The 12,724-nt window shown below is 41.9% G+C and carries 6 protein-coding genes, 2 tRNA genes and 3 rRNA genes; 9 read left to right on the top strand and 2 right to left on the bottom strand.

Going from position 1 to position 12,724, the window contains the following annotated elements; genetic code table 11:
* The first annotated feature begins 142 nt into the window (after window positions 1-142).
* Window positions 143-1,423: a lytic murein transglycosylase gene (locus tag AC1M85_RS14440; RefSeq protein ID WP_488213306.1), complete on the top strand. Its 1,281-nt coding sequence runs from the start codon at window positions 143-145 to the stop codon at window positions 1,421-1,423.
* A 59-nt stretch (window positions 1,424-1,482) separates the two neighbouring features.
* Here AC1M85_RS14440 and AC1M85_RS14435 read toward each other — a convergent pair whose 3' ends face one another.
* Both AC1M85_RS14435 and AC1M85_RS14430 read right to left on the bottom strand, forming a co-directional pair.
* A complete protein-coding gene (locus AC1M85_RS14435; protein WP_035270344.1) occupies window positions 1,483-1,857 on the bottom strand; it encodes a hypothetical protein in 375 nt (124 codons plus the stop codon).
* Between the two features lie 100 nt (window positions 1,858-1,957).
* On the bottom strand, window positions 1,958-2,875 hold the full coding sequence (locus AC1M85_RS14430) for a matrixin family metalloprotease (protein WP_488213305.1): 918 nt from the start codon (window positions 2,873-2,875) through the stop codon (window positions 1,958-1,960).
* Between the two features lie 524 nt (window positions 2,876-3,399).
* Between AC1M85_RS14430 and AC1M85_RS14425 the strand changes: the two genes are divergently transcribed.
* The 8 genes from AC1M85_RS14425 (at window position 3,400) to AC1M85_RS14390 (ending at window position 12,646) form a co-directional block, all read left to right on the top strand.
* A 16S ribosomal RNA gene (locus AC1M85_RS14425) occupies window positions 3,400-4,937 on the top strand.
* 61 nt (window positions 4,938-4,998) lie between these two features.
* Window positions 4,999-5,075 (top strand) — tRNA-Ile (locus tag AC1M85_RS14420).
* A 39-nt stretch (window positions 5,076-5,114) separates the two neighbouring features.
* Window positions 5,115-5,190, top strand: a tRNA-Ala gene (locus tag AC1M85_RS14415).
* A 379-nt stretch (window positions 5,191-5,569) separates the two neighbouring features.
* Window positions 5,570-8,461, top strand: a 23S ribosomal RNA gene (locus tag AC1M85_RS14410).
* A 180-nt stretch (window positions 8,462-8,641) separates the two neighbouring features.
* Window positions 8,642-8,756: ribosomal RNA gene (gene rrf / locus AC1M85_RS14405) — 5S ribosomal RNA — on the top strand.
* The 16S, 23S and 5S rRNA genes sit together here with 2 tRNA genes alongside, the layout of an rRNA operon.
* A 470-nt stretch (window positions 8,757-9,226) precedes the next feature.
* Entirely contained in the window at window positions 9,227-10,678 is a 1,452-nt protein-coding gene (locus tag AC1M85_RS14400) for an aldehyde dehydrogenase family protein (protein WP_488213304.1), read from the top strand.
* Between the two features lie 371 nt (window positions 10,679-11,049).
* Window positions 11,050-12,534 (top strand): sodium-dependent transporter, encoded by a 1,485-nt coding sequence (locus tag AC1M85_RS14395; RefSeq protein ID WP_488213303.1) that lies wholly within the window; start codon window positions 11,050-11,052, stop codon window positions 12,532-12,534.
* A 1-nt stretch (window position 12,535) separates the two neighbouring features.
* Window positions 12,536-12,646 (top strand): methionine/alanine import family NSS transporter small subunit, encoded by a 111-nt coding sequence (locus AC1M85_RS14390; protein WP_081403317.1) that lies wholly within the window; start codon window positions 12,536-12,538, stop codon window positions 12,644-12,646.
* The last annotated feature ends 78 nt before the right edge of the window (window positions 12,647-12,724 follow it).

Genomic DNA, 12,724 nt, shown 5'->3' with positions numbered 1-12,724 from the left:
ATAAGTTTTTAAATTTAAATTTTCAAAATAAATTTAAAAAAGTAGAAAGTATGAATTTAAATTTACGATTCGATGCTTTAATTTTTAGAGTGAGCTGTTAAGGTAAAGACATAATTCCAACATTTTAGAATTACAGGGTCTTATGCAACGGCTTGCACTCACGATAGGTTCATTTTTTTTAGCGATGTCTCAAACTCATGCTGAGTTGATTATTAATGGTCAGTCTGTGACAGCCTCGCCATCCATGACGGCAACTGTGTCATCCGCTCCTAATTTTCAGCAATGCATCTCGAATTTAAAATCACAAGCGATTACTAAAGGGGTTAGCTCGGCGACGTATGATCGTTACACGCAGAATTTAACTCCTGACTATTCTGTGATTGAACGTTTAAATTATCAGCCTGAATTTTCGACGCCAATTTGGGATTATTTGTCAGGTTTAGTTGATGATGAACGTGTTCAATTGGGGCAACAGAAACTTCAACAGCATCGAGAAACACTTGACCGTGTAAGTGTGGCTTATGGCATTCCAGCTGAAATGGTGGTTGCAGTTTGGGGAGTTGAGAGTAATTATGGTGATATTTCTGGACGCTATCCATTGCTTCAAGCTTTGGGAACTTTAAGCTGTGAGGGGCGCCGTCAATCGTATTTTAGAGGTGAATTTTTTACCACCATGAAACTTTTACAGCGTGGTGATGTTCGGGAAGAACAATTGAGAGGATCGTGGGCAGGGGCTTTTGGTCATACTCAGTTTATGCCTTCAACCTATGATGAGCTTGCTGTAGATTTTGATGGTGATGGACGACGTGATCTAGTCTCGAGTATTCCAGATGCTTTGGCTTCAACAGCAAATTTTTTGAAGAAAAGAGGATGGCAAACTGGTCAACCTTGGGGATTTGAAGTGCAGATTCCTGCAGGAATGTCAGTTGTAGGTGAGGGGCGACGTAATAAGAAAGCATTGTCTTATTGGGTCAATCAAGGATTGAATAGAGTGGATGGCTCGCCTTTAATTCAGGGTGATCTTTCTGCCTCTTCTCAAGCTGGGTTGCTTGCGCCTGCTGGCAGTGCTGGGCCAGTCTTTCTAGTATTTAAAAATTTTGATGCTATATATAGTTATAACGCAGCAGAAAGTTATGCATTGGCAATCGCACATTTATCAGATCGATTGCAAGGAAAACCTAAAATTGCAAAAGCTTGGCCAACTAATGATCCTGGTACATCAAGAGCAGAACGCCGAGAAATTCAACGCTATTTAATCCAGCGCGGTTACGATATTGGTGCGATTGATGGTTTAATTGGGGATAAAACTCGACAGGCAATTCGTCAAGAGCAAACCCGATTGGGCTTAAATCCTACAGGTCGAGCGGGACAGCAGATATTGAGTGCATTTAGAAATGAGCAGGCTCAGCTGATGATGCAATAAATAGGTTCTTGGATTAAAAAAAAGGTCAACATGGGTTGACCTTTTTTCTGATGAGGTTTCTAGATAATAGAACGATCGATTTTAACAGCATCGAGTAAGTCAAAAATGACTAAGGTTACATCTTGACTTAATTCTCGATCATTAAAAATTTCATAAGCTGTAATGGTGACATCTGTATCGCTTGGAAGTTGGCGTTGTTCCTCTTCAATTAAATCTTGAATAGGTAATAGTGTTTGCTTAATTTGAATATGTAAGACGTCTTCGAATTTAATGTTCTCATCATCGAGTTCGATGAGTTGTTTATTGAAATATGGCAGTAAAATTGAGTAGAGATAAGGTTGAAGCTCGACAATATCAAATATTTCAATATCACGAGTTTCCTCGATCGTGCTGATATGATCATTTACCTCAAGAATAATATGATAATAACTCACGTCTCTCTCCTCTGATTAATTTTAAAATACCTTAACACGAATTCAAAACTATTCAATTAAATCCGTAATTTAATTATGGGATTGAGATGTGATGCTGATTTTATCGACTTTTGAGTAGTTCGAGATCAGCAGCAGTCAATTTAAAATTGGAGAAATTCTGCTTTTCTAGAATTGGATACATTAAGGCATTGGGGTCATTAGTATGCTGAAGACCTAATGCATGACCAAATTCGTGAGCCAATGTGATTCGAAGCTCATCTATAGATTGAAATTCATAAATATTGATTTCACGACCATTAAACTCGCCTTTATGGAACATTTTGGCTTGAAAAACTTGGTTGAATTCATCAATGGCTTTACGTTGTTGGTGTTGGGATTGATTGAATTTTTCTACTTTATCGTTGAGTTCTGTTCGTAAGGTGTTAAATCGTTCAATATTGCTAACAATCTCAAGCTTTTGTTGTGTGAGTCGTGTCTTAGAGGTATTGATCTGCTGAAATTGTGAATCTGTAATAGATGTGTTTAAGCCATTAATATGGTGGACAAAATTATTATGTTGATCTAGATCATTACTATAGTTATGTTGCTGCTGTTCAATTTGCTGTTTTAAAAATTCAAGCTGCTGTAATTCTTGTTCTAGCTGTAATCGCATTTGGTCGGCTAATGATTTGCTATTTTCAAATTGCTTTAGCGTATGTTTTCTATAATTGGATTCATTTTGACGTTCATCAAAAATGAGATTAATTGTAAGACGACCATTGGGGTCGTAAACGAAATACTTTTGTTGAGTTTGATTTTCCCAAATATTCGTTGCCTCTTGAGTTATTTGGCGTAATGCCTCTGTATCAAGTTGAAATCTTGGGTCAATAAACCCAATACGATATCTTAGGCGTTGATCAATGGGGTGTTGAAGCTGATCTAAAGTTGAATTGTGATTTAATTGAGGATGAATAAAACGTTGTACAGTAAAATATGCAATACATAAAAAGAAAAAGATCAGAATAATGGAGCGCATCATGCGAGCAATTCAACTTAATTTTTATTCAATGTAGCGTAAAAAAACATTTTGGAAAATAAATCATCAAAATATATGAGCTCCAGTGTGTATAAAAATGAAAATTATTCGTAAAATTTAAATGAATGATGAAAATAAATATAAATAATGATTAAAAAATGAGTAAAAATTCATGTTTTTCATCTTTTTAGTCGAAAAAAGCAACACCCGTTGAAAATAAGTGAAATAAGGGGTTGCAAGGGAAGAAAAAATCTATAGAATGCACCCCATACCGACGAGATACACGGAAACGAGCGAAGCAGATTGCTGAGTTGTTAAGTGTTTCGAGTCCAGCTTCTAGCATTGACGAGATGTTAGAAAGATCATTAAGAGATTATGAAGAACAACTTGTGTGGATTTTTACTGGTTGATTGGTCGATATATATTATCATTAATAATTGGTAGAAATTTCTCGAAGTTTATTTGAGCAAATTTTTTGTCAGTAATTGATGAGCCAAGATTGGTACCCTTTAGGTACTATTGATTTTAAACTGAAGAGTTTGATCATGGCTCAGATTGAACGCTGGCGGCAGGCTTAACACATGCAAGTCGAGCGGGGGAAGGTAGCTTGCTACTGGACCTAGCGGCGGACGGGTGAGTAATGCTTAGGAATCTGCCTATTAGTGGGGGACAACATCTCGAAAGGGATGCTAATACCGCATACGTCCTACGGGAGAAAGCAGGGGACCTTCGGGCCTTGCGCTAATAGATGAGCCTAAGTCGGATTAGCTAGTTGGTGGGGTAAAGGCCTACCAAGGCGACGATCTGTAGCGGGTCTGAGAGGATGATCCGCCACACTGGGACTGAGACACGGCCCAGACTCCTACGGGAGGCAGCAGTGGGGAATATTGGACAATGGGCGGAAGCCTGATCCAGCCATGCCGCGTGTGTGAAGAAGGCCTTTTGGTTGTAAAGCACTTTAAGCGAGGAGGAGGCTACTAAGATTAATACTCTTGGATAGTGGACGTTACTCGCAGAATAAGCACCGGCTAACTCTGTGCCAGCAGCCGCGGTAATACAGAGGGTGCGAGCGTTAATCGGATTTACTGGGCGTAAAGCGTGCGTAGGCGGCTTTTTAAGTCGGATGTGAAATCCCCGAGCTTAACTTGGGAATTGCATTCGATACTGGGAAGCTAGAGTATGGGAGAGGATGGTAGAATTCCAGGTGTAGCGGTGAAATGCGTAGAGATCTGGAGGAATACCGATGGCGAAGGCAGCCATCTGGCCTAATACTGACGCTGAGGTACGAAAGCATGGGGAGCAAACAGGATTAGATACCCTGGTAGTCCATGCCGTAAACGATGTCTACTAGCCGTTGGGGCCTTTGAGGCTTTAGTGGCGCAGCTAACGCGATAAGTAGACCGCCTGGGGAGTACGGTCGCAAGACTAAAACTCAAATGAATTGACGGGGGCCCGCACAAGCGGTGGAGCATGTGGTTTAATTCGATGCAACGCGAAGAACCTTACCTGGTCTTGACATAGTAAGAACTTTCCAGAGATGGATTGGTGCCTTCGGGAACTTACATACAGGTGCTGCATGGCTGTCGTCAGCTCGTGTCGTGAGATGTTGGGTTAAGTCCCGCAACGAGCGCAACCCTTTTCCTTATTTGCCAGCGGGTTAAGCCGGGAACTTTAAGGATACTGCCAGTGACAAACTGGAGGAAGGCGGGGACGACGTCAAGTCATCATGGCCCTTACGACCAGGGCTACACACGTGCTACAATGGTCGGTACAAAGGGTTGCTACCTAGCGATAGGATGCTAATCTCAAAAAGCCGATCGTAGTCCGGATTGGAGTCTGCAACTCGACTCCATGAAGTCGGAATCGCTAGTAATCGCGGATCAGAATGCCGCGGTGAATACGTTCCCGGGCCTTGTACACACCGCCCGTCACACCATGGGAGTTTGTTGCACCAGAAGTAGGTAGTCTAACCGCAAGGAGGACGCTTACCACGGTGTGGCCGATGACTGGGGTGAAGTCGTAACAAGGTAGCCGTAGGGGAACCTGCGGCTGGATCACCTCCTTAACGAAAGATTGACGATTGGTAAGAATCCACAACAAGTTGTTCTTCATGACGATGTATCTGAGGGTCTGTAGCTCAGTTGGTTAGAGCACACGCTTGATAAGCGTGGGGTCACAAGTTCAAGTCTTGTCAGACCCACCATGACATACTCATACGATACATTGATCTAAATGATAAGCTGGGGACTTAGCTTAGTTGGTAGAGCGCCTGCTTTGCACGCAGGAGGTCAGGAGTTCGACTCTCCTAGTCTCCACCACGTATTCATTCGAATACGTAGTAAGCAAACGAGTTGATAGCTTATAGAGCTTAGTAATAAAGCTGTGTATACTGCACGCCTTGATTATTAAGCTCTGTGATTTATCACAGTTGACTGCGATCTGACGAAGACGTAGTGAATCATTAACAGCATATATTTGAGTTGAAATAATTTGTTCATACTCATAGAAAGAGCGGAAACGAGATAACGTAAGTTATTAAGTTGAAGTGATTGAAATGAGAACTAGCGAAATTAACTGAATCAAGCGTTTTGGTATATGAATTTGAATTGAAGCTGTACAGTGTTTAGATACACAGTACTTCAAACTGTAATGTTGAACGATCTACTTGTAGGGTCGAACGACTGTTTGGGGTTGTATAGTCAAGTAATTAAGTGCATGTGGTGGATGCCTTGGCAGTCAGAGGCGATGAAAGACGTGATAGCCTGCGAAAAGCTCCGGGGAGGCGGCAAATATCCTGTGATCCGGAGATTTCTGAATGGGGGAACCCACCTATCATAAGATAGGTATTGCAACATGAATACATAGTGTTGCAAGGCAAACGCGGGGAAGTGAAACATCTCAGTACCCGTAGGAAAAGAAATCAATTGAGATTCCCTCAGTAGCGGCGAGCGAAAGGGGAAAAGCCCATTAAGTTATGTAAGCTTTAGTGGAATGCTCTGGGAAGTGCAACCATAGTAGGTGATAGTCCTGTACACGAAAGGGCTTACATGATGATGTCGAGTAGGGCGGGGCACGTGAAACCTTGTCTGAATATGGGGGGACCATCCTCCAAGGCTAAATACTCCTGACTGACCGATAGTGAACCAGTACCGTGAGGGAAAGGCGAAAAGAACCCCTGTGAGGGGAGTGAAATAGATCCTGAAACCGCATGCATACAAGCAGTGGGAGCCACTTCGTGTGGTGACTGCGTACCTTTTGTATAATGGGTCAGCGACTTACATTCAGTAGCAAGGTTAACCGAATAGGGGAGCCGTAGAGAAATCGAGTCTTAATAGGGCGTTTAGTTGCTGGGTGTAGACCCGAAACCAGGCGATCTATCCATGAGCAGGTTGAAGGTGAGGTAACACTTACTGGAGGACCGAACCCACTGTCGTTGAAAAGCCAGGGGATGACTTGTGGATAGGGGTGAAAGGCTAATCAAGCCTGGTGATAGCTGGTTCTCCCCGAAAGCTATTTAGGTAGCGCCTCGGACGAATACCATTGGGGGTAGAGCACTGTTTCGGCTAGGGGGTCATCCCGACTTACCAAACCGATGCAAACTCCGAATACCAATGAGTACTATCCGGGAGACAGACTGCGGGTGCTAACGTCCGTAGTCAAGAGGAAAACAATCCAGACCGCCAGCTAAGGTCCCTAAATCATAGTTAAGTGGGAAACGATGTGGGAAGGCATAGACAGCTAGGAGGTTGGCTTAGAAGCAGCCACCCTTTAAAGAAAGCGTAATAGCTCACTAGTCGAGTCGGCCTGCGCGGAAGATGTAACGGGGCTAAAACTATGTACCGAAGCTGCGGATTTGCAATTTATTGCAAGTGGTAGGGGAGCGTTCTGTAAGCCGATGAAGGTGGATTGAGAAGTCTGCTGGAGGTATCAGAAGTGCGAATGCTGACGTGAGTAACGATAAAACGGGTGAAAAACCCGTTCGCTGAAAGACCAAGGGTTCCAGTCCAACGTTAATCGGGGCTGGGTGAGTCGACCCCTAAGGCGAGGCCGAGAGGCGTAGTCGATGGGAAATTGGTTAATATTCCAATACTTCTGTGTAATGCGATGAGAGGACGGAGAAGGTTAAGTCAGCCTGGCGTTGGTTGTCCAGGTGGAAGATTGTAGGCATGTATCTTAGGCAAATCCGGGGTACTCTATGCTGAGAATCGATAGCAAGCTAGTTTACTAGCGAAGTGGCTGATACCATACTTCCAGGAAAAGTCTCTAAGCTTCAGTTACACAGGAATCGTACCCGAAACCGACACAGGTGGTCAGGTCGAGTAGACCAAAGCGCTTGAGAGAACTCTGCTGAAGGAACTAGGCAAAATGGTACCGTAACTTCGGGAGAAGGTACGCTGCCGGCGGTGATAGGACTTGCTCCTTGAGCTACTGGCAGCCTCAGAAACCAGGCCGCTGCAACTGTTTATTAAAAACATAGCACTCTGCAAACACGAAAGTGGACGTATAGGGTGTGATGCCTGCCCGGTGCTGGAAGGTTAATTGATGGGGTTAGCGTAAGCGAAGCTCTTGATCGAAGCCCCAGTAAACGGCGGCCGTAACTATAACGGTCCTAAGGTAGCGAAATTCCTTGTCGGGTAAGTTCCGACCTGCACGAATGGCATAATGATGGCGGCGCTGTCTCCAGCAGAGGCTCAGTGAAATCGAATTCGCCGTGAAGATGCGGTGTACCCGCGGCTAGACGGAAAGACCCCGTGAACCTTTACTGCAGCTTGACATTGAACTTTGATCTTACTTGTGTAGGATAGGTGGGAGGCTTTGAAGTAGAAACGCCAGTTTCTATGGAGCCGTCCTTGAAATACCACCCTGGTAATATTGAGGTTCTAACTCTGCTCCATTATCTGGAGCGAGGACCATGTCTGGTGGGTAGTTTGACTGGGGCGGTCTCCTCCTAAAGAGTAACGGAGGAGTACGAAGGTGCGCTCAGCGTGGTCGGAAATCACGCGTAGAGTATAAAGGCAAAAGCGCGCTTAACTGCGAGACCCACAAGTCGAGCAGGTACGAAAGTAGGTCTTAGTGATCCGGTGGTTCTGTATGGAAGGGCCATCGCTCAACGGATAAAAGGTACTCTGGGGATAACAGGCTGATACCGCCCAAGAGTTCATATCGACGGCGGTGTTTGGCACCTCGATGTCGGCTCATCTCATCCTGGGGCTGAAGCAGGTCCCAAGGGTATGGCTGTTCGCCATTTAAAGAGGTACGCGAGCTGGGTTTAGAACGTCGTGAGACAGTTCGGTCCCTATCTACCGTGGGCGTTGGAAATTTGAGAGGATCTGCTCCTAGTACGAGAGGACCAGAGTGGACGAACCTCTGGTGTACCGGTTGTGACGCCAGTCGCATCGCCGGGTAGCTATGTTCGGAAGGGATAACCGCTGAAAGCATCTAAGCGGGAAGCCTACCTCAAGATTAGATTTCCCAAGGACTTTATGTCCTCTAAAGAGCCGTTGAAGACTACAACGTTGATAGGTTGGATGTGGAAGTACGGTGACGTATGAAGCTGACCAATACTAATTACTCGTGAGGCTTGACTATACAACACCCAAACAGTTGGTGTTGTGGTTCAAATCATGACAAATAACTTGATTTAGTTAGATAAAACGCTAAACTGCACAAATTAAAGCAACTCAAATAGCTGTTAATAACTTCTTTGACCAAGCAAAGGCACGCAAACAATACATGCGAATAAGACCCAAGCAAAGTCACAACAGTTGTGCTGGCGACAATAGCAAGAGTGAACCACCTGATCCCTTCCCGAACTCAGAAGTGAAACCTCTTAGCGCTGATGGTAGTGTGGGGTTACCCATGTGAGAGTAAGTCATCGCCAGCTCATTATTCTAAACACCCCCTTCAATACAAGGGGGTGTTTTTTTATGTGAAAAGAAAAAAATAAACAAATAAAATTAAGGGAAATGCATGGGTACGGGAAAATATCCGTTAAATACATTTTTAATCTTAAAATTGAAAAAATAATCATATAAACGATAAATTTTATGTCTTGAACATTTATAACAACCGCTTTTATCCATCTGATGCTCAAATTCATAAAGCATGATTAGTTTCTATCGGTGTCCCTGTGTACATAGAAAAATGATCGCCTAATCAATTGGTCGTGGTTGTATTTTAATGCTTTAAATAATGAGTGATTAAAATGCATGCGAGATGCAATAGAGGCATTTACATAATAAAAAGTAAGAGTGAAAAATATATTACTTAATTACTCATGAACAGAAGTTGCTTGAGAGGTCATGATATAGTGAATTTAAAAGTTTTAAATCCGAATATATTTAAGGATACGCGATGACCAATTCAGAAAAAAAAATTGAGTGTGATTATTCTCTTTATGTTGCCTCTAAAGCATCCCAAACAGGTCAATGGCTTGAAGTAAAAGATAAATTTAGCCAAAAAACATTTGCCCGAGTAGCCTTAGCAGATGCAAATACTTTAGAAAAAGCAATCCAATCTGCAATTGATGCAGAACAGGCGATGGCAAAATTAGAACCATTTCAAAAGCAAAAGATTTTATTACATTGTGTCAAACGCTTTAGCGAAATGAGAGAGGAATTAACTGCAATTTTGATTGCAGAGGGTGGAAAGCCATTAAAAGCAGCTCAGGCTGAAGTTGAGCGTCTTATAAATACCTTTCAAATCGCTGCTGATGCTGTTACACAAATCGACGATGGGCGTTTAATGCCATTGGCTGTAACAGCTGCTGCACAGGGTTACACAGGTATGATTAAACATGTTCCGATTGGTGCTATATCATTAATTAGTCCTTTTAATTTTCCACTTAATTTAACTGCTCATAAAATTGCACCTGCAATTGCAGCAGGGTGTCCTTTCGTACTGAAACCTGCGTCACTTACACCAGTTTCTGCTCTAAAAATTGCAGAAGTGTTGGCTGAAACTGATTTACCTCAAGGTGCATTTTCAGTTTTACCTTGTCCTCGCGAACAGGCAGATATCTTGGTAACCGATGACCGATTCAAATTACTCAGTTTTACTGGATCGGATGAAGTCGGTTGGGATATGAAAGCACGTGCTGGTCGAAAAAAAGTCACCTTAGAGCTTGGTGGAAATGCTGCTGTTTTAATTGAACCTGATACTGAAATATCTGATGTGTTAATTGATCGTCTTATTGGGGGAGCTTATAACCATGCAGGTCAAGTTTGTATTAGTGTCCAAAGAATTTTAGTCCATGAAAATATTTATACGGATTTAAAGAAGAAATTAATTTCCAAAATTAAAAAAATCAAAGCGAGCGATCCAAATTCAGACTTGACCTTATGTGGCCCTATGATCAAGGAGGGAGAAGCTAAAAGGCTTAAAAAATGGGTCGATAAAGCGGTAAAGAAAGGCGCCAAAGTTTTAGTCGAAGGTCAGGTAAAAGGGGCTTTATTTGATCCAATATTGCTAGAAAATGTTGATACGTCTTTAGAAATTTATAAAGATGAAGCTTTTGGGCCAGTAGCTATTCTAGAGAAGTATAAAGATTTTGAAAAAGGCATTGCTACAATTAATCAAAGTCGATTTGGTCTACAAGCTGGCGTTTATACACAAAGTCTGAATAAAATGATGTATGCGTGGAATCATTTACATGTAGGTGGTGTCATCATTAATGATATTCCATCATTCCGTGTGGATAATATGCCTTATGGTGGTGTTAAAGATTCAGGTCTAGGTCGAGAAGGGATTCAATCAGCAATTCGAGATATGCAAGAAGAGCGATTGCTTGTGATTAAACAAGGATAAATTATTATTTATGTTAAAAGGAGCATAACGCTCCTTTTAAATTATTTAGTTTAGATTAACGCTGTGATTTAAAAATAAACATATTGAGTTAAAAATTAATCAATAAGAATAAAAAAATGATGAAACACAGTTTTTTCCTGAATTAATTACAGAAAAATCTGATTAAAAGCGCTATTGTTGATTCATTAAACATCCTTTATTTCATCTTTCTTTAACCAAGAATATTAAATAAGGGGTGGTTTGTAATTCGAAAAAAATGCTCAAAAGGCCGTTTCTGATTCAAACAACAAAATTTTAATGGTATGCAATTACTTGCGAGATAACATCAACAATAGCAGTAAGCGTGTACCCATTTACGGATTAGGTACTATATGACAGCTTCACGTGAAAATTGGAGCGCCAGATCAGGTTTTATTATTGCAGCTATTGGTTCTGCAGTAGGTTTAGGCAATATTTGGCGTTTTCCCTATGTCGCATATGAAAATGGTGGCGGGGCATTTTTAATCCCTTATCTGGTTGCAATTTTTGCTGCCGGTCTTCCACTTTTATTTTTAGATTATGCAGTTGGACATAAATACCGTAAGGCCCCACCTACAGCTTACAAGAAGTTGATGAATGGTGAATCATTGGGTTGGTGGCAAGTCGCTGTGACATTAATTATTGGTATTTACTATGCCAGTGTATTGTCATGGGCGGGTAGTTATATGTTCTACTCATTTGGTCAACAGTGGGGAAGTGATACAGAAAAATTCTTTTTCACCACCTATCTTCAGAATGGCGAAGGCTTAGCATTTGGATTTGTTCCGACCTTATTTATAGGTTTGGTTGTCGTTTGGGCGATCGTTATGTTCATCCTGTATGGTGGGGTGAAGAAAGGCGTGGAATTGTCGAATAAGATCTTTATGCCCTTGTTGGTGGTTTTATTCACGATTCTCGTGATTCAAGCTGTTCGTTTACCAGGTGCTGTCCAAGGTTTAAATGCATTCTTTACACCAAACTGGGAAGCGATGGGCAACTATAAAGTGTGGTTAGCTGCATTTGGCCATATCTTTTTCTCGTTATCCGTTGGTTTCGGGATTATGTTGACCTACGCTTCATATTTGAAGAAAAAAACGAATTTAACTGGTTCTGGACTAGTCGTTGCTCTTGCAAATTCATCTTTTGAAATTTTAGCTGGTATTGGGGTATTTGCAGCATTAGGTTTCATGGCCTACAGTGCGGGTGCTTCAGTTGACGATGTTGTATCTGGTGGTATTGGTTTAGCTTTTATCGCTTTCCCTAAAATCATTTCAAGCATGGGGGCTGGCGGAGACTTATTTGGCTTCTTGTTCTTTGCATCTTTAACAGTTGCAGGGATTACATCCATGGTCAGTATTCTTCAAGTTCCAATCGCAGGTTTCCAAGACAAGTTAGGATGGTCTCGTAAGAAGGCTGTGACAATTATTGCAGGTGGTTCAGCAATTGTTTCAACTTTATTGTTCTCAACTCACAGCGCGATTACGTTTGTCGATATTATCGATTACTTTGCCAATAATATTGGTATTGTCGCGGGTGGCTTATTATCAATCGTATTGGTGTCATGGTTCCGTCGACCGTTGTTAAAGCAACTTCAAGAGCATGTAAATCAATATGCTAGTATTAAGCTAGGTGTTGGTTGGAACTTCATGTTGACGATAGTCACGCCAATTTCATTGTTAGCTGCGTTATTGCTAACTTTGAACTCAATATTTACTGAAGGCTATGGCGGTTATCCAATTGAGATTCTATTGCCAATTGGTGGCGGTGTAGTTGCAATCTTTGTGTTCTGTGCGGTTGTTTTTAGTCGTCTAAAAGACAATGGACCTGAGGAGAAATAAGATGAATACTTCTGCTTTAATGATGCTTATTATCTCAACAGTGCTGTTATGGGGTGGTCTTATTTTAGCCATGATTCATTTGGCAAAAAACCCAGATGAGCTTGAAGATTAAACTACTTCAGATCAATATTAAAAAAGCCATGACTTGAGTCATGGCTTTTTTATATGTCGGTAAATTAGAAATAAACTA

The organism is Acinetobacter sp. 24-47-64 (genome assembly GCF_057737055.1).
Note: the sequence above shows the minus strand (reverse complement) of the source record. Positions and strands in the feature narration are given on the sequence as shown.